Annotated in this window: 16 protein-coding genes; 2 read left to right on the forward strand and 14 right to left on the reverse strand. The window is 64.2% G+C overall.

Features of this window, described 5'->3' with window-relative positions; all coding sequences use genetic code 11:
• Positions 1–247: 247 nt before the first annotated feature.
• Positions 248–733, reverse strand: a complete 486-nt coding sequence (locus ACVOLI_RS11380; protein WP_481614495.1) for a CYTH domain-containing protein — start codon at positions 731–733, stop codon at positions 248–250.
• A 3-nt stretch (positions 734–736) separates the two neighbouring features.
• Positions 737–2,077: a 23S rRNA (uracil(1939)-C(5))-methyltransferase RlmD gene (gene rlmD / locus ACVOLI_RS11385; protein WP_481614496.1), complete on the reverse strand. Its 1,341-nt coding sequence runs from the start codon at positions 2,075–2,077 to the stop codon at positions 737–739.
• Between the two features lie 124 nt (positions 2,078–2,201).
• On the opposite strand from rlmD, the gene ACVOLI_RS11390 reads away from it, so the two are divergent.
• Positions 2,202–2,915, forward strand: a complete 714-nt coding sequence (locus tag ACVOLI_RS11390) for an Hpt domain-containing response regulator (protein WP_481614497.1) — start codon at positions 2,202–2,204, stop codon at positions 2,913–2,915.
• Between the two features lie 217 nt (positions 2,916–3,132).
• Here the strand turns inward: ACVOLI_RS11390 and recO are convergent, their stop codons facing one another.
• The 9 genes from recO to rpoE form a co-directional block, all read right to left on the reverse strand.
• Positions 3,133–3,855 carry a DNA repair protein RecO gene (recO, locus tag ACVOLI_RS11395; protein ID WP_481614498.1) on the reverse strand — a complete coding sequence of 241 codons (723 nt, stop codon included), beginning with the start codon at positions 3,853–3,855 and terminating at the stop codon, positions 3,133–3,135.
• Between the two features lie 243 nt (positions 3,856–4,098).
• Positions 4,099–5,001 carry a GTPase Era gene (gene era, locus ACVOLI_RS11400; protein ID WP_282269633.1) on the reverse strand — a complete coding sequence of 301 codons (903 nt, stop codon included), beginning with the start codon at positions 4,999–5,001 and terminating at the stop codon, positions 4,099–4,101.
• Entirely contained in the window at positions 4,998–5,675 is a 678-nt protein-coding gene (gene rnc / locus ACVOLI_RS11405) for a ribonuclease III (RefSeq protein ID WP_481614499.1), read from the reverse strand. Before rnc ends, era begins: the two co-directional genes overlap by 4 nt.
• Entirely contained in the window at positions 5,665–6,039 is a 375-nt protein-coding gene (locus ACVOLI_RS11410; protein ID WP_481545165.1) for a DUF4845 domain-containing protein, read from the reverse strand. Before ACVOLI_RS11410 ends, rnc begins: the two co-directional genes overlap by 11 nt.
• Before the next feature lie 29 nt (positions 6,040–6,068).
• Positions 6,069–6,872, reverse strand: coding sequence for a signal peptidase I (gene lepB, locus ACVOLI_RS11415; RefSeq protein ID WP_481614500.1), 804 nt, complete (start codon positions 6,870–6,872; stop codon positions 6,069–6,071).
• Between the two features lie 107 nt (positions 6,873–6,979).
• Positions 6,980–8,770, reverse strand: a complete 1,791-nt coding sequence (gene lepA / locus ACVOLI_RS11420) for a translation elongation factor 4 (RefSeq protein ID WP_296250907.1) — start codon at positions 8,768–8,770, stop codon at positions 6,980–6,982.
• Positions 8,771–8,929: 159 nt separating this feature from the next.
• Positions 8,930–10,450, reverse strand: a complete 1,521-nt coding sequence (locus ACVOLI_RS11425) for a DegQ family serine endoprotease (protein ID WP_481614501.1) — start codon at positions 10,448–10,450, stop codon at positions 8,930–8,932.
• A 128-nt stretch (positions 10,451–10,578) separates the two neighbouring features.
• A complete protein-coding gene (locus ACVOLI_RS11430; protein ID WP_481614502.1) occupies positions 10,579–11,487 on the reverse strand; it encodes a sigma-E factor negative regulatory protein in 909 nt (302 codons plus the stop codon).
• Complete coding sequence (gene rpoE / locus ACVOLI_RS11435) at positions 11,484–12,104, reverse strand: RNA polymerase sigma factor RpoE (RefSeq protein WP_296250849.1); 621 nt, start codon at positions 12,102–12,104, stop codon at positions 11,484–11,486. The genes ACVOLI_RS11430 and rpoE overlap by 4 nt, the downstream gene beginning before the upstream one ends.
• 236 nt (positions 12,105–12,340) lie before the next feature.
• On the opposite strand from rpoE, the gene ACVOLI_RS11440 reads away from it, so the two are divergent.
• The gene (locus ACVOLI_RS11440; RefSeq protein WP_481614503.1) at positions 12,341–14,404 is read left to right on the forward strand and encodes a 3-hydroxyacyl-CoA dehydrogenase NAD-binding domain-containing protein; all 2,064 of its coding nucleotides are present in this window, start codon (positions 12,341–12,343) and stop codon (positions 14,402–14,404) included.
• Positions 14,405–14,646: 242 nt separating this feature from the next.
• On the opposite strand, the gene ACVOLI_RS11445 is transcribed toward ACVOLI_RS11440, so the two are convergent.
• The 3 genes from ACVOLI_RS11445 to ACVOLI_RS11455 form a co-directional block, all read right to left on the reverse strand.
• Entirely contained in the window at positions 14,647–15,627 is a 981-nt protein-coding gene (locus tag ACVOLI_RS11445; RefSeq protein WP_481614504.1) for a cation diffusion facilitator family transporter, read from the reverse strand.
• A gap of 80 nt (positions 15,628–15,707) precedes the next feature.
• Positions 15,708–16,514: a thiol:disulfide interchange protein DsbG gene (dsbG, locus tag ACVOLI_RS11450; RefSeq protein ID WP_481507609.1), complete on the reverse strand. Its 807-nt coding sequence runs from the start codon at positions 16,512–16,514 to the stop codon at positions 15,708–15,710.
• A 24-nt stretch (positions 16,515–16,538) separates the two neighbouring features.
• Positions 16,539–17,336: a TlpA family protein disulfide reductase gene (locus tag ACVOLI_RS11455; RefSeq protein ID WP_481614505.1), complete on the reverse strand. Its 798-nt coding sequence runs from the start codon at positions 17,334–17,336 to the stop codon at positions 16,539–16,541.
• Between the last annotated feature and the right edge of the window lie 34 nt (positions 17,337–17,370).

Here is a 17,370-nt window from a genome sequence, read left to right on the forward strand (position 1 = left end):
CGAGCATGGCTCGGCACTACAGGGTTTGCTTGTGAAGCCCCTGCCGAGCATGGCTCGGCACTACAGGGTTTGCTTGTGAAGCCCCTGCCGAGCATGGCTCGGCACTACAGGGTTTGCTTGTGAAGCCCCTGCCGAGCATGGCTCGGCACTACAGGGTTTGCTTGTGAAGCCCCTGCCGAGCATGGCTCGGCACTACAGGGTTTGCTTGTGAAGCCCCTGCCGAGCATGGCTCGGCACTACAGGCACTTCACCACTGGGTGTACGGCTTGGATGCCAAGGCCAGATTGTAATAACGCAATTCGTCGGTGACTTCGGCGCCGGCCCAGTCGGGCTTGGCGAACACCTGATTGGCACTCTCCAGCTCCACTTCGGCCACTACCAGTCCGGCGTTGTCGCCGAGGAACTCGTCCACTTCCCACAGCAGGCCGCCGTGCTGGACCAGATATCGGCGCTTGTCGATCAGGCCGCCAACACACAACGCCAGCAGCTCACGCGCCTCGTTCACCGGCACCGGGTACTCGAACTCCTGGCGGGTGTGGCCGAGCTCGCGCGACTTGATGTTCAGGTAGGCCTCGTCGCCCTGGATGCGGACCCGCACCGAAGCCTTCTGCGCGCCGCTGTCCATCGCCGCCGTATCGTTGATATAGCCCTGCGCCATCGGGATGACGGCGTGCGCGGCGGCCCGCCAGTCATCGCTGCTGACGAGGAACTTGCGCTCGATCTCGATACCCACCGCTTACCTCTTCTCGAAGACGGCAATGCTTTCCACGTGCGCGGTGTGCGGGAACATGTCCATCGCACCGGCGGACACCAGGGTGAAGCCCTGCTCATTGACCAGATAGCCGGCGTCGCGCGCCAGTGAGCCCGGATGGCAGCTGACGTAGACGATGCGTTTGAACTGATCCAGCGGCAACTGCTTGAGCACATCGATCGCACCCGAACGCGGCGGGTCGAGCAGCAGCTTGTCGAAGCCCTGCTTCATCCACGGCGCTTCGCTCTGATCCAGGGTCAGATCGGCGGCATGGAACTCGGCGTTGGCCAGACCGTTGCGCTCGGCGTTTTCCTTGGCGCGCGCGACCAGCCCGGCCTCGCCTTCCACGCCGACCACTTCGCGCACGCTGCGCGCCAGCGGCAGGGTGAAGTTGCCCAGGCCACAGAACAGGTCAAGCACGCGCTCGTCCGGTTGTGCATCCAACAAGGTCAGCGCATGCGCGATCATCTGCTGGTTGAGCTTGGCATTGACCTGGATGAAATCCAGCGGGCGGAACGCGAGGTCCACATCCCACTGCGGCAGCGCGAAGGACAGCGCCACGCCCTCGGCCGGCCACAACGGGGCCACGGTGTGCAGGCCACCGGACTGCAGGTAGATCGCAAAGCCATGCTCCTGGCCGAATGCGATCCACGCCTGCTTGTCGGCATCGCTGAGCGGAGCCAAGTGGCGCACGGTGAGGGCGATGGCGGCATCACCGGCGATGAATTCGATCTGCGGGATATCGCGCTTGCCATCCAGCGTTTCGATGAAAGCGGACAGCGCGCCGACCTTGCTGCCGATCTCCGGGATCACCGTCAGGCACTGCGACAGATCGGCGACAAAGCGCGGATCCAGTTCGCGGAAGCCGACCAGCGTCTTGTCCTTCTTCTCGACGCGGCGCACCGAGAAGCGCCCCTTCCGGCGGTAGCCCCAGCTGTCACCCACCAGCGGCGGCAACACCTCGCCCGGGCTGACGTGGCCGATGCGGGTCAGGTTGTCGGTCAGCACCTGCTGCTTGGCGACAATCTGCCGCGACTCGTCCAGGTGCTGCAGTACGCAACCTGCGCACACCCCGAAATGCGGACAGCGCGGCTCGACGCGATGCGGCGAGGCCTTCAGCACTTCGACCGTCTTGGCCTCATCGAAATGACGGCTCTTGCCGGTCTGCTCGGCCATCACCGTTTCCTGCGGCAGCGCGCCGCTGATGAAGGTGACCTTGCCACCCTCGCCTTCACGGCGGGCAACGCCACGGCCGTCGTGGCTCAGGTCGAGGATGTCGGTCTGGAACGGGGTCTTGTCTATGCGGGGGGATCTGGATCGGGCCACGTGGCAACAGGCTGCGGGCAAAAGGGCGGCCATTGTCGCAGATGCTCAACGTGAACACCCCGATGACTTGCAGATCACGGTGCCATCGCTAATATGCGGGCAGTAGCTGACATGGAGGCAGCAGATGAATACGCATCACCAAGGAAACCTGCCGCGCCTGTTGTTGGTCGAGGACGACATGACCAGCCAGGGCTTCTTCCAGTTTGTGCTGGAATCGCTACCGGCCAAGGTTGATATCGCTGATTCGTGCGCCAGCGCGTTGCGTTGGGCACAGAGCGACAGCTACGACCTGTGGCTGCTCGATGTGAACCTGCCTGACGGCAATGGCGCTGGTCTTCTGCGCAGTCTGCGTGAACGCCACCCGCACACCGCTGCACTGGCGCATACCGCAGATACCAGTCAGGAAATGCAGATGACGCTGCAACAGGCCGGCTTTCAGGAAACCCTGGTCAAGCCGATCAGTCGCGATGCGCTGCTCAAGAGCGTGCGCCGTGCGCTGACCAGGTCCACTGCAAAGGCTGACGGCGCCGTTGCCGAAGCTGCGCTGGATTGGGACGAGTCAGCCGCGATGAACGCCCTGAACGGGCAACAGGCGCACGTGCGTGCACTGCGCGAACTGTTCCTGTCCGAGTTGCCAGGCACCCGCGATGCGGTCAGTCATGCACTTGAAAAGCATGACGACAAAGCCCTGCATGCACAGCTGCACAAGCTGCAGGCCAGCTGTGGTTTTGTTGGCGCCTCGCGCCTGGCATTTGCAGTGCGCCAGCTGAATCGCGACCCCGCATCGATGCAGGCACGGCAACAATTCGGCAGTGCTGTCAGCGCCTTGCTGCGCTGATCGGATGGTGTGCCGAGCCATGCTCGGCAGCAGGTTTCCACGGTAGAGCCTCTGCCGAGCATGGCTCGGCACTACAGAGGCTGGATCTTGCGTAACGCCCCCTGCCGAGCATGGCTCGGCACTACAGAGGCTGGATCTTGCGTAACGCCCCTGCCGAGCATGGCTCGGCACTACAGGCTGGATTCTGCGGGCGGCCCCTGTCGAGCGTGGCCCGGCACTACGGTTGTGGACGGGCCAGTTCGCCCAGCATTTCCCAGGACTTGAGTCCGCGACCACCAAGGTGGTGCAGCAGCACTGCACGCATCTGCAGGCGCAGGCTGGCAACATCGCTGCTGTCGGGCTGGTGATCCTCGGCCAATGCCAGCAACGCACTACCGGTCGCCAGCGCGCGGCGTTCGTTGTTGCGCTCACTGAGCAGCCGCAGCGGGCCCTGCAACGGATCCAGCCGATAGCGCGCCGCCGGGTCGATGGGCTCACCGTCGGCACCACAACTCCAGTCGAAGCCAAAGCCCAATGCGTCAAGCAGATCACGCTCGAAGCGACGCAGTAACCACGCCAGCGTGTCCGGCTGATCCAGCTGCCCCCGCAGCTCACCGTAAGCCACATACAGCTCGGGCAAGGGATCCTGCCGCGGTGTCAACCGCATCACCAGTTCGTTGATATAGAACCCGGCAAGCATGGCGTGGCCGTGCAGGCGCGGCGCCACATCCTGGCTTTCGGCCCGGCGCAGCTGCGCCAGCTCGCCAGTCTGCTGTGCGTCAAAACGGATTGCCTGCAAGGGCTGCAGGGCCGCGCGTAGTGCCTGCTTCTTCGCTCCCTGCACCCCCCGCGCAAGCAGACCCAAGCGCCCATGCTCCAGGCTCAGCACCTCGACCAGCAGGCTGGTCTCGCGCCAAGGCCGGGCATGCAGCACGTAAGCGGGCTGGTCGTCGATGCGCATCTCAAGACTGGGAGTCGGGAATGGAGAATCGGGAGTCGGAACAGCCCGCGACCGTGATCCAGCCGGCCTTCGTCAGGCTCCCTGGCGGCCGGCTATCGCTACGACCTATCGTCGTCGCAGCATCGGTATTCATCACACAACCTGACCTGCCTCGCGGCCAGAAACAAGCCGGAAACCGCAAATCGCGGAAGAACCAGGCAGTTTCCATTCCCGATTCCCCCCTCCCGATTCCCGGAACAAGCCTTACTGTTCGCCGTAACCAAAGGCCTTCAGCGCGGCCTCGTCATCGGACCAGCCTTCACGCACGCGCACCCAGGTTTCCAGAAACACCTTGGCACCGAACAGACGCTCCATCTGCAGACGCGCCTTGGCGCCGATTTCCTTCAGGCGGGTGCCGCCCTTGCCGATGACAATCGCCTTCTGGCCTTCGCGCTCGACCCAGATCACCGCGCCGATGCGCAGCAGCGCACCGTCTTCGGCGAAACGCTCGATCTCCACCGTGGTGGCGTAAGGCAGTTCTTCGCCGAGCTGGCGCATCAGCTGCTCGCGGACCAGCTCGCCGGCGAGGAAGCGCTGGCTGCGGTCGGTGATTTCATCTTCGCCGAACATCGGCGGACCTTCCGGCACCAGCCCGATCAGGTCACGCACCAGCGCGTCCAGACCATTCCGCTTCAGCGCCGAGATCGGATGCACGGCGGCGAATTCGCGGCCGACGGTAATCTCCTGCAGGAACGGCAGCAGCGCGCCCTTGTCCTTCAGACGATCAACCTTGTTGACGATCAGCACCACCGGCACGCCTGCATCGCTCAGCACGTTGAACGCGAGGGTGTCTTCTTCGTCCCAGCGACCGGCTTCGATCACCAGCAAGCCAACGTCCACGCCTTCCAGCGAGGCACGCGCGGCACGGTTCATGACCCGGTTCATCGCGCGCTTCTGCTGGCGATGCAGTCCAGGGGTATCGACCAGCACCAACTGCCCTTCCGGGTAGGTGGCGATGCCGAGCAGGCGGTGGCGGGTGGTCTGCGGACGGTTGGAGACGATGCTGACCTTGGCGCCAACCAGGGCGTTGGTCAGGGTCGACTTGCCAACGTTGGGGCGGCCAATGACCGCGACGCTGCCACAGCGATGAGAGGAGGTGTCGTTCACTTGGAATCCAATTGCTCTATTGCGGCGGCTGCCGCCTGTTGTTCGGCCAGCCGTCGCGAAGTGCCTTCGCCTTCGGTACTTACGGCGGGGTCAGCCACGCAACAGCGCACATGGAAGTGCTTGGCGTGGTCGTCGCCGGTCTCCGATACCAGCTCGTATACCGGCAGGGTCTTCTGCCGGGCCTGCAACCATTCCTGCAGGCGTGTCTTGGGATCTTTCTCGGGCTTGCCTGCCGGCACCGCCGACAGCGAGGCCTCGAACCACGGCATTATCCGCTCGCGGCAGGCTTCAAAACCGGCGTCCAGATAAATGGCGCCAACCACGGCCTCGAAGGTGTCGGCGAGGATGGAGTCGCGGCGATGGCCGCCTGACTTCATCTCACCCGGACCCAGCGTCAGCCGGTCACCCAGCAGCAGCGTACGCGCGATCACCGCCAGCGCGCTTTCGCAGACCAACGCCGAGCGGGCGCGGGTCAACGCGCCCTCGTCCGCCTTCGGCCAACGGGTGAACAATGCCTCGGCAATCAGCATGTTGACGATGCTGTCGCCGAGGAACTCCAGGCGCTCGTTATGCGGCGCGCCCGCACTACGATGGGTCAGGGCCTGCTTCAGCAGACCCTGGTCCTTGAATGGATGACCGATCAGGTCACCCCGTTGGAACGTTTTATTGAGCACTGCCTGAGGTGAAATCCTGGGAATTTGTGAAATTGCCTACGATGTCCAGATTGCCGATCAGCGGCTTGCGCACCTCATAGGTCACGTTCATCCGCCAGCCACCATCGGTACGCTCGAACTTGATGTTGTCGCGCTTGACCGAGTCGGAGTAATTCATGTCCATGCGCTTGAAAAAGGCCTGGGTCGCGGTCGACGGATTGAATTCACCGGTTGACTCGTTCGCCATCGACTTCATCGCCACCTTGACCGAATAGAACTCCTGGTACATCGGGAACAGCTTCATGCCGATGTAAAGCCCGAAGCCCACCACCGCCAACACCATCAGGAACGAGGTCAGCGTCATACCTGCTTGCTTGTGCTTCATTGCGATCTCCCCAGACACGCGTTATCCACTTACTGAATGCCCGCCCCGATGCGGGACGGCTCGAAACTACCCTTGCAGAACCAGCCTTCACAGTTCAGCCAGATCAGGAACGCCTTGCCCCGCAGATTCTCTTCCGGCAGGAAGTGGGTCTGGGTCCAGAAGCGACTGTCCTCGCTGTTGTCGCGATTGTCACCCATCACGAAGTACTGGCCTTCCGGCACCACCCAGTCCCCCTGGCCGCGCGGGTCGGCGCGACCCAGCAGCTCGAGCACGGTATGGCTGCGGCCCGGCAGCTGCTCGGTCAGCAGCGAGGCACCAGTCATTTCCGAGCCAGGGCCCTTGCCAACGTACTCGCCGCGGTCTTCGTAGACCATCGGCACGCCGTTGATCGACAAGGTGTCACCGTTGAAGCCGATGCGGTCGCCCGGCAGGCCGATCACGCGCTTGATCCAGTTCTGGTCCGGCGCATGCGGCGGCTTGAACACCACCACATCACCGCGCTTTGGCTCGGCTACCGGGATGATCTTGGTATTGGTAATCGGCAGGCGGAAGCCGTAGGAGAACTTGTTGACCAGGATGAAATCGCCGATCAGCAGGTTGGGCATCATCGAGCTGGAGGGGATCTTGTACGGCTCGGCCACGAAGCTGCGCAGGATCAACACCACCGCCAGCACCGGGAAGAACGCGCGCGAGTAATCCACTACCGCCGGCTCTTCACTGTCCAGCAAGCTGGCCTTCTCGGCACGACGCTTGCGCAGGTACAGCTTGTCCAGCAGCACCACCAGGCCCGAGCCCAGGGTCAGCACAACCAGGATGATTTCAAACCATTTCATTCAAGTTCCTTCGGAATGGAAACGGGGAATGGGGAGCCGGGAACCGCGCAGTCCAAAGCGTTTCGCCCGGCCGTTACGACTCCCCATTCCCTACTCTCGATTCACTGTTACTTGTCCATCTGCAGCACAGCAAGGAAGGCTTCCTGTGGGATCTCCACGCGGCCCACCTGCTTCATGCGCTTCTTGCCTTCCTTCTGCTTCTCCAACAGCTTCTTCTTACGCGAAACGTCGCCACCATAGCACTTGGCCAGCACGTTCTTGCGCATGGCCTTGACCGTGGTACGGGCGATGATCTGCGCGCCGATCGCGGCCTGGATGGCCACGTCGAACATCTGCCGGGGAATCAGGTCCTTCATCTTCTCGCACAGCTCGCGGCCACGACGATCGGCATGGCTGCGGTGGGCGATCAGCGACAGGGCGTCAACCTTGTCACCGTTGATCAGCACGTCCAGGCGTACGAACGGGCCGGCCTCGAAGCGCACGAAGTGGTATTCCAGCGAGGCGTAGCCACGGCTGACCGACTTGAGCTTGTCGAAGAAGTCCAGCACTACTTCGGCCATCGGCAGCTCATAACTGATCTGCACCTGGCTGCCCATGTAGTTGATGCCGATCTGGCTGCCGCGCTTCTCTTCGCACAGCTTGATGATGCTGCCGATGTATTCCTCGGGGGTGAGGATGTTGGCGCGGATGATCGGCTCGCGGATTTCTTCCACCTGGTTGACCGGCGGCAGCTTGGCCGGGTTGTCCATCATCACGATGGTCCCGTCGCTCTTGAGCACCTCGTAGATCACCGTCGGTGCGGTGCTGATCAGGTCGAGGTTGTACTCGCGCTCCAGGCGCTCCTGCACGATTTCCATGTGCAGCATGCCGAGGAAGCCGCAGCGGAAGCCGAAGCCCATCGCCTCGGAGCTTTCCGGCTCGAAGCGCAGCGCGGCGTCGTTCAGGCGCAGCTTGTCGAGGGCTTCGCGCAGGTCCGGGTAGTCCTCGGCGTCGACCGGGAACAGTCCGGCGAACACGCGCGGCTGCATTTCCTGGAAGCCGGGCAGCGGCTCGGACGCCGGATCGGCCTGCAGGGTCAGGGTGTCGCCAACCGGCGCGCCGTGCACGTCCTTGATGCTGGCGTTGATCCAGCCCACTTCACCGGCACGCAGCGCAGGCATTTCCTTACGCTTGGGGGTGAAGACGCCGACCTTGTCGACCAGATGCCAACGGCCGGTGGACATGACCTGGATCTTGTCGCCGGCCTTGATCTGGCCCTGCATCACGCGCACCAGCGAGACCACGCCCAGGTAATTGTCGAACCAGGAATCGATGATCAGCGCCTGCAACTTGTCGCTGCCACGGTCGGCCGGCGGTGGGATGCGGTGCACGATGGCCTCCAGCACCTCCTCCATGTTCAGGCCGGTCTTGGCGCTGACGGCAACCGCGTCGGAGGCGTCGATGCCGATCACCGCTTCGATCTCGGCCTTGGCACGGTCGATATCGGCGGTCGGCAGGTCGATCTTGTTCAGCACCGGCACCACTTCCAGGCCCTGCTCGATGGCCGTGTAGCAGTTGGCAACCGACTGCGCTTCCACGCCCTGGGCCGCATCGACCACCAGCAGCGCGCCTTCGCAGGCGGCCAGCGAGCGGCTGACTTCATAGGAGAAGTCGACGTGGCCGGGGGTATCGATGAAGTTCAGGAAGTAGGTCTGGCCGTTGCGGGCCGTATACGGCACCGACACCGACTGCGACTTGATCGTGATGCCACGCTCGCGCTCGATCGGGTTGTTGTCCAGGACCTGCGCTTCCATTTCGCGCGCGGTCAAGCCGCCACACAACTGGATGATGCGGTCGGCCAGGGTGGACTTACCGTGGTCAACGTGGGCAATGATGGAGAAGTTGCGGATCATCCGCATCGAATCATGTGACATAGGTGGCGGCGGCGGCGCTGCGTCGTCAGGATAACGGGGCATTATCGCATGCCGGAGCCAAGCCCCGCACAGGGTTTGGCCGGCAGCTGAACGAAAGGAGCCGCCCGAAGGCGGCTCCCGTTGCAATCACAAGGTCTGGCGGGCTTATTCGCCGGCGCGGACCGGGACGAAGGCGCTGTTGGCGCCGGCGCGGACCAGCAACATGACCACGTCACCCTTCTTGTAACCGGCCAGCTCCCGGTTCAGGGCGGCAACGCTGCCCACCGGGGCGCGCCCGACCTGCAGCACCACCATGCCCGGGGCCAGACGCGCCTCGCGGCCAGACTGACTGTTAACGCCGGTGATGCGCACGCCTTCGCCCGACTCCAGGCCGAGCTGGCGACGCTCGGCGGCGGTCAGATCGGCCACTTCCAGCCCCAGCAGGGCATTGGCGCCGGCCTGCGGCTTGGCCTCATCGCCAGCGGCAGCGGTGTTACCCGGCCGCGCCGCATCCTCGGCCAGTTCGCTCAGCGTCACGGTGATATCGCGCGGCTTGCCGTCACGCAGAATGCTCATCCGCACCTTGCTGCCGGGCGGCATCGCGCCAATCATCGGCGGCAGCTCGCTGGAGGTATTGATCTCGGTGCCATTGACCGCACGGATCACATCACCCACCTCGATACCCGCCTTGGCCGCCGCGCTGTCGGGCACCATCTGGTTGACCAGCGCACCGCGGCTGTCAGGCAGCTTGAAGCCCTGCGCGATGTCGCTGGTCACCTCACCGACCATCACACCCAACTGGCCGCGGCTGACCTTGCCGGTCTTCTTGATCTGCTCGACCGCATTCATCGCCAGATCGATCGGGATCGCGAAGCTGATGCCCATATAGCCACCGGAGGCGGAGAAGATCTGCGAATTGATGCCGACCACCTCACCGCGCGTATTCAGCAAGGGGCCGCCGGAGTTGCCCTGGTTGATCGCCACGTCGGTCTGGATGAAGGGCACATAGCGCTGCTCCTGGCCACCGGTATTACGACCCAGCGCACTGACGATACCGGCGGTAACCGAGTGGTCCAGGCCGAACGGCGAGCCGATCGCCACCACCCACTGGCCCGGCTTGAGCGTATTCGAATCGCCCACCCGCACGGTCGGCAGGTTGCGCCCTTCGACCTTCAGCAGCGCCACGTCGTACTGGGCATCACTGCCGACCACCTTGGCGGTGAACTCACGACGATCACTCAAGGTGATTTTGACCGACTCAGCACCGTCGATGACGTGGTGGTTGGTCAGCACATAGCCGTCATTGGAGATAATGAAGCCCGAACCCATGCTGCGCCCACGCGGCCCGCTGTCCGGTCCTTGCTGGCCCGGCCCCGGCATCTGGAAATCCGGACCGAAGAAGCGGCGGAAGAACTCCGGCATCTGGTCCATGTCCGGGCCCTGCTGGGCAGCGCGCGGATTGCGGCGCGCGCCAATCACGGTATCGACCTTGACCACGCCCGGGCCAACCTGGTCGACCAGTTGGGTGAAATCAGGCAGGCCCTGCACCAGCTGCGGCGCGGGGGCGGCACGGGTAGCGGTCGCCTGCGCCGCGGGCGCATCCGGTGCCGGGCTCTGCGCGCAGGCCACCAACGGCAGGGTCATCGCCAGCAGGCCAAACACCTTGTTTTGGATACGTGGGGTCATCAGCTTCGAGCCTCCAATTCAGTCAAAGCGGGAAAGAACAGCCAAGCCCGGTACGCCAGCCAACAGCGCACAAACCTGGAATCCGGGGAAAACCGGTCGCCCTGAGGCGGACGACCGGCAAGCAACACTCACTGACGCGGCAACAGCCTGCGCGACTCGGCATCGTCGGCACCCTGTGCCGGCATGCGCGGTTCAAACGGGTAGAACGTCGCCCCACCCTGCTCCTGCGCAGGGAAACTGGCGTTGAGCGCCCCCTGCGACAGCGACGGCGCCACCGTCGAGCGTGGCCATGGCCGTGCATGCAACACGCCATTGCCGGTGGCAAACGGGTCCTGGCGCAGCGCCGGGGTTGCCGGCACTACCGGCGCGGAAGCAATCGCCCGTTGCGGCTCGGCCATGCGCGCGGTACCGGCCCGCGCTGCCTGCTGGGTACGGGTCGCGCTACCGCGGCGAGCGCTGGCATCCTGGCGACGGGTCACGGCTGCGGCAACCGCAGGTGCCGCCGCAACCAGACCGGCGACATTGCCGGCATCCGCCGCGGTAGGGGCCGAAGGCTGCACAGGTGCGGGAGCAACTTCCGCCGTGGTCGCGATGACCGGCGTCGGTGCATTCGTTTCAGGCAGCTGTTCGCGGGCCATGAACAAGGCCACGGCAGCCACCGAGGCAGCCAGAGCGGCACCGCCGCCCCACCGCCGCCAACCTGTCCGCGCGGCACGTTGCGGCGCACGCTGTGCTGCGGTCGCGGCCACGAGCGGACCGTTCTGCAACGCATCCGCGTCCACCGCCTGACGCACGCGCGCACTGAAATCCAGGGGCGCCGGTGCGCAGGCCTGGCCACGCATCACGTCACCCACTACCTGCCAGCGCTCCTGGCAGGCCGAAAGCTCACTGTCGTGCTCCAAGCGGCGCAGCATGAAGCGCGCCTCATCGGCAGCCAGCTCGCCATCCACCAGCGCCGACAGCTGCTGGCGGTAGTGCAATTCGAATTTGTCCGGCGCAGCACCGGCCGACACCGGGTTACGGTCTTGCGGGTTCATACGCGACTCCGTTCACGGGTAGCGCTGGGGGTATCCAGCAAGGGACGCAGCTGTGTATCGATGGCCTCGCGGGCACGGAAGATCCGCGACCGCACCGTGCCGATCGGGCATCCCATTTTCTGCGCGATATCCTCGTAACTCATGCCTTCCACCTCTCGCAACGTAATGGCTGAGCGCAGCTCTTCGGGCAACGCATCAACCGCCTTCATCACGGTCTGTTCCAGTTCCTGGCGCATCAACTCACGCTCGGGCGTGTCGTTGTCGCGCAAGCGGACCCCACTGTCGAACTGCTCGGCGTCACCGATCTCGATGTCGTCGGTGGGGGGGCGCCGGTTGTGTGCTGCCAGATAGTTTTTTGCGGTATTCACTGCGATCCGATGCAACCAGGTATAGAACTGGGCGTCGCCACGGAAATTCCCGAGCGCACGGTAAGCGCGCACGAAAGTGTCCTGGGCCACGTCCTGACATTCACTCCAGTCGGCGATGTAGCGCCCGATCAACGCGATGATCCGATGCTGGTACTTGCGTACCAACACATCGAACGCCGCGCTTTCGCCGCGCTGCACACGCCGGACCAGTTCCAGGTCCAGCTCCTGCGGTGTTTCAACCTCGGCCATAACGGGCCGCACTCCTGTCAGCCCAACCGACGTCGGGCAATAAGACCGCTGTTCGCGGCAAAAGTTCAGCACCCTGTCCCAGCGGCACCGCACCAGCTTTTAACTCCCGTTCGGCTAACCTCCAGGGGCGCTGACCAGATAAGCCCAACACAATTCCAGACATTGGGATTTGACGGCAGGGAAACAACCTCTGGATCATAGCGGTCTTCTCCATACACAACCGGATGGAACGTCCCATGCTCTCAGGCTTCGACGGGCTCCGCTTCAATCATTGGCAAACCGAGCTGCGCGAGGATGGCGTGGCAGTGCTCAGCCTCGACCGCAAGGACAGCCCGGTCAATGCCATGTCGCAGGACGTGCTGCTGGAACTGGGCGACATCGTCGAGCGCCTGGCCATCGACCCGCCCAAGGGCGTGGTGGTGCGCTCGACCAAGGCAGCCGGCTTCATCGCTGGCGCCGACCTGAAGGAATTCCAGGAGTTCGACCGCCGCGGCACCGTCAATGACGCCATCCGCCGTGGCCAGAGCGTCTACCAGAAGCTGGCCGAACTGCCCTGCCCGACCGTCGCCGCGATCCACGGCCACTGTCTGGGCGGCGGCACCGAGCTGGCGCTGGCCTGCCGTTACCGCGTGGCCTCCAACGATCAATCCACCCGTATCGGCCTGCCCGAGACCCAGTTGGGCATCTTCCCGGGCTGGGGCGGCAGTGCACGCCTGCCACAGCTGGTCGGTGCGCCGGCGGCGATGGACATGATGCTGACCGGCCGCACCCTGTCGGCCTCGGCCGCGCGTGCTATCGGCCTGGTCGACAAGGTCGCCGCCCCGGCGGTGCTGGTCGATGCGGCCATCGCATTGCTGCAGACCGGCGTGACCCGCCCGTTCAAGCAGCGTGCGACTGCCTGGGCCACCAATACCTTCCTGGCCCGCAAGATCCTCGCCCCGCAGATGGCCAAGCAGGTCGCACGCAAGGCCAAGAAGGACCAGTACCCGGCGCCCTACGCGCTGATCAGCACCTGGGAGCGCACCGGCGGCAGCCCGATCCAGAAGCGCCTGGACGCCGAGCGCCGCGCCGTGGTCAAGCTGGCCAGCAGCCCGACCGCACGCAACCTGATCCGCATCTTCTTCCTGACCGAACGGCTCAAGGGCCTGGGCGGCAAGGACTCGGGCATCAAGCACGTGCACGTGGTCGGCGCTGGCGTGATGGGCGGCGATATCGCGGCCTGGGCGGCCTATAAGGGCTTCAACGTGACCCTGCAGGACCGCGAGCAGCGCTTCATCGACCCGGCCATGACCCGCGCGCAGGCGCTGTTCGACAAGAAGGTGCGCGATGAGAGCAAACGTCCGGAAGTGGCTGCACGGCTGAAGGCCGATCTGGCCGGTGACGGCGTTGCCGATGCCGATCTGGTGATCGAGGCCATCATCGAGAACCCGGAAGCCAAGCGTGCGCTGTACCAGACGCTGGAGCCGAAGATGAAGGCCGATGCGCTGCTCACCACCAACACCTCCTCGATCCCGCTGGTCGAGCTGCGCGACCACATCCAGCGCCCGGCGCAGTTTGCCGGCCTGCATTACTTCAACCCGGTCGCGCAGATGCCGCTGGTGGAGATCATCCACCACGACGGCATGGCGCCGGAGACCGAGAAGCGTCTGGCTGCGTTCTGCAAGGCGCTGGGCAAGTTCCCCGTGCCGGTGGCCGGCACGCCCGGCTTCCTGGTTAACCGCGTGCTGTTCCCGTACATGCTGGAAGCCGCCACCGCGTATGCCGAAGGCATCCCCGGCCCGGTGATCGACAAGGTGGCGGTCAAGTTCGGCATGCCGATGGGCCCGATCGAGCTGCTGGATACGGTTGGCCTGGACGTGGCTGCTGGCGTGGGCAAGGAGTTGGCGCCCTTCCTCGGCCTGCAGATCCCGGCCACACTGGCGACCGTCGAGCCGAACAAGCGCGGCAAGAAGGACGGCCAGGGCATCTACAAGTGGGAGAACGGCCGCGCGGTGAAGCCGGAAGTGGCCAAGGACTACCAGCCACCGTCGGACCTGGAAGACCGCCTGATCCTGCCGCTGCTCAACGAAGCCGTGGCCTGCCTGCACGACGGCGTGGTCGCCGATGCCGACCTGCTCGATGCAGGGGTGATCTTCGGCACCGGTTTCGCCCCGTTCCGTGGCGGCCCGATCCAGCATATCCGTGCGACCGGCGTGGACGTATTGGTCGAGAAGCTGAAGACCTTGCAGGCGCGGCATGGTGATCGCTTCGCACCGCGCAATGGCTGGGAGATGCCGGAACTGCGTGAGCCGGTGGTTTGAGCTCCTGCGGGTTGGTTGTTTGAACGAAAAACGGAGCCGAAAGGCTCCGTTTTTCGTTCAATCTGTAGTGCCGAGCCATGCTCGGCAATGGCCTTACGGAAAATGCCGAGCCCCCGGTTTTTGTAGGAGCGGCGTAAGCCGCGAAACCACAGATCAATCAGATTGCCGTGATTCCGGTGATTTCAGCAGCCTCAGCTTCGCGGCTTACGCCGCTCCTACAATGCCGAAAAGCCACCGGACGCCTAGCGGTGCACATGGCCATGATGGCCTTGATCATCCGGCCCATGCGCATGACCTTCATGATCATGGTCGTGGTCACCACCACCGGCCTTCTTGTCGGCGCAATCATCACCACAGTGATCCGCTTCAACCTGCACCGTCACATGATCGATATCAAACCGCTCATGCAGCAGGTCCGCCAGCTGTCGACGCAGTACATCCGGCGCTTGGCCATCCTGCATCACCACGTGCACGGTCAAGGCCGGCGTGCTTGATGCCAGCGCCCATACATGCAGATCATGGATACCGGCGACACCGGCATGCCCACGTAGCGCAGCCTCGATATCGGCCAGCACCACGCCCTTGGGCACACCTTCCAGCAACACGTTGATCGCATCGCGCAGCAGCACCCAGGTGCGCGGCAGCACCCACAGGCCGATAAGCACGGCCAGGATCGGATCCACCAGGGTCCAACCGGTGAAGTGGATGATCAGGCCGCCGACAATCACTGCCACCGAGCCAAGCATGTCACTCCACACTTCCAGGTAGGCGCCCTTGACGTTGAGGCTTTCACCGCTGCCAGCACTGAGCAGGCGCATCGCGATCAGATTCACCACCAGGCCGAATGCAGCCACCCACATCATACCGGTGGAGGCGATGTCCTGCGGCTGCTGGAAGCGCTGTACGGCCTCGAACAGGATGTAGATACCCACGCCGAACAGCAGCAGGCCATTGGCAACCGCGCCCAAAGCCTCCAACCGCGCATAACCGTAGGTGCGCTTGGCATCGGGCGGACGCCGGCTCAGGCGAACAGCGGTCAAGGCGATCATCAGGCCGATCGCATCGGTGGCCATGTGCGCAGCGTCGGACAACAGCGCCAGGCTGTTGGTCCAGAACGCGCCAATGACTTCCACCACCAGATAGGCGGTGGTCAGACCCAGCGCCCACCACAGTGGTTTCTCGTGGCGGATTTCGCTGGGCAGATGGTTGTGGTCGTGACTCATGGCTGGCTCCTCATAGCGGGGCCAGCTTAGTCAGCCAGTGGCGGCGGAGACTATTACATCGCCGCCGCCCGGTTCAGTGATCAGCGCGGGCCAAGCACCGTCTGCATGTCATCGCCCTGCGGCATGCCCGAACGCATCTGCACCGTGCCGTCGGCATCCTTGAACAGGATGCCCGGCGTGCCCTGGAAGCCCAGATCAAGCATCAAGGCCTCGTTGGCACGCAGCTTGGCCTGCACTGCCGCCGGCACCGTCGCCAGCGGCTTGATGCCGCCCTTGGCGAAATCACGTTCATTCTGGATCAGCGCCTGCTCCGGCGAGGCTGCGCCCAGAATCGCAGCCGCCTTGTTGGCACTGTCCTCGCGGATCACACCGACCAAAATCTGCCGGATCTGCACCTTGCCTGCGGCCACCCACGGCTGCGCTGCTTCCCAGAAGCGGTTGCAGTACGGGCAGTTCGGGTCACTGAAGGAATAGATGACACGCGGCGCATCGGCCTTGCCATCGCGCACCCAATGGCTGGCTTCCACCTTGGCCCAGGCCTGTTGGCCCATCGGTCCCGACACCAGCTCCTTGAGCTTGGCGGCGCTGACATCCTCACCCTTGGCGTTGACCAGGGTACCAACCACCGCGTACTCACCATCCTTGGACACATACACGCCCAGCGGACGCTGGCCTGCGACGCCGGCATAGCCGGTCAGGCCAACCGGCGTTTCGAACGTGCCCATGAACTCCACGCCCTGCGAACGCAGGGTCTTCACTACCGCCGGCTCATTGGCCGCGGCCGGCTTTGCCGCAGTAGCCGCCGGGGCAGTGGCAGTCTGTGCGCAGGCCAGCGGCGTCAGCGTCATGGCGGACAACAACAGCAACATCGAACGGGAACGCATCATCGTGTGTCTCTTTCAGGAAAGGGGTTATTGCATTTCGCGCAGGCGCGCTTCCAGCGTGGCGCGCGACAGCTCGCCCATGTGCACATTGCGCAGCCGGCCATCGGCGCCAAAGAACAGCGTTGTCGGCAATGCACGAGCGCCGGTCTGCTGCATCACCTGCGACTCGGCATCCAGCAGCACGTTGCCCAACTGCATGTTCTCGGCACGCAGATAGTCGGCGACTTCGTCGCGGGTTTCGCCTTGATTGGCAAACACGAACTGCACCTGCGGATGCGCTTGCTGCGCCTGTGCCAGCACCGGCATCTCGCGCCGGCAAGGCCCGCACCAGGTCGCCCACAGATTGATCACGGTTGGCTTGCCGGCAAATGCAGCCAGCGGTGCCGGCTTGTCCTGCATGTCAACCAGCACCGCATCCGGCAACGGAATGGATGAGCGCTGCATTGCAAACAACACCATGCCACCGATTGCCCAGAATGCCGCACCCGCAACCAAACCCAACAACACCGGCTTGCGCAGCACGCGTTGGCGGGTCTTCCACATTGCATAGGTCGCCGCGAACAGCAGGCCCGCCCAGATCGAATAGCCACCATCGCCCAGACGAATGATGGACAGCGGGTGCGGCAGGTAGTCGCCAGCGTGCAGCGCCACGTGACCCAGACGTGCACCCAGCAAGCCCAGCAGAAACGCATCCAGCACCACCGCACCAGCGCGGCTGCGCATTCCATCGGCAGCAGGTGCCAATGCGCGCGCGAAGAACCAGCCAATCGCCAGCGCCAACAGGGCAACCAGCGCCATCAACGGAAACGGGCCGGCGCTGATCATTGCGCCATTCCGATAGGGGTGCCCAGCACAAGCA

This window comes from Stenotrophomonas sp. STEN029, from assembly GCF_056760015.1.

Bases quoted from the DNA above. Each gene is read 5' to 3' on its own strand.
- ACVOLI_RS11390 (WP_481614497.1), top strand. From the start codon at position 2,202: ATGAATACGCATCACCAAGGAAACCTGCCGCGCCTGTTGTTGGTCGAG.
- lepB (WP_481614500.1), bottom strand. From the start codon at position 6,872: ATGAAATGGTTTGAAATCATCCTGGTTGTGCTGACCCTGGGCTCGGGC.
- ACVOLI_RS11425 (WP_481614501.1), bottom strand. From the start codon at position 10,450: ATGACCCCACGTATCCAAAACAAGGTGTTTGGCCTGCTGGCGATGACC.
- ACVOLI_RS11445 (WP_481614504.1), bottom strand. From the start codon at position 15,627: ATGAGTCACGACCACAACCATCTGCCCAGCGAAATCCGCCACGAGAAA.
- ACVOLI_RS11430 (WP_481614502.1), bottom strand. From the start codon at position 11,487: ATGAACCCGCAAGACCGTAACCCGGTGTCGGCCGGTGCTGCGCCGGAC.
- rpoE (WP_296250849.1), bottom strand. From the start codon at position 12,104: ATGGCCGAGGTTGAAACACCGCAGGAGCTGGACCTGGAACTGGTCCGG.
- ACVOLI_RS11455 (WP_481614505.1), bottom strand. From the start codon at position 17,336: ATGATCAGCGCCGGCCCGTTTCCGTTGATGGCGCTGGTTGCCCTGTTG.
- recO (WP_481614498.1), bottom strand. From the start codon at position 3,855: ATGCGCATCGACGACCAGCCCGCTTACGTGCTGCATGCCCGGCCTTGG.
- ACVOLI_RS11410 (WP_481545165.1), bottom strand. From the start codon at position 6,039: ATGAAGCACAAGCAAGCAGGTATGACGCTGACCTCGTTCCTGATGGTG.
- lepA (WP_296250907.1), bottom strand. From the start codon at position 8,770: ATGCGGATGATCCGCAACTTCTCCATCATTGCCCACGTTGACCACGGT.
- dsbG (WP_481507609.1), bottom strand. From the start codon at position 16,514: ATGATGCGTTCCCGTTCGATGTTGCTGTTGTTGTCCGCCATGACGCTG.
- ACVOLI_RS11440 (WP_481614503.1), top strand. From the start codon at position 12,341: ATGCTCTCAGGCTTCGACGGGCTCCGCTTCAATCATTGGCAAACCGAG.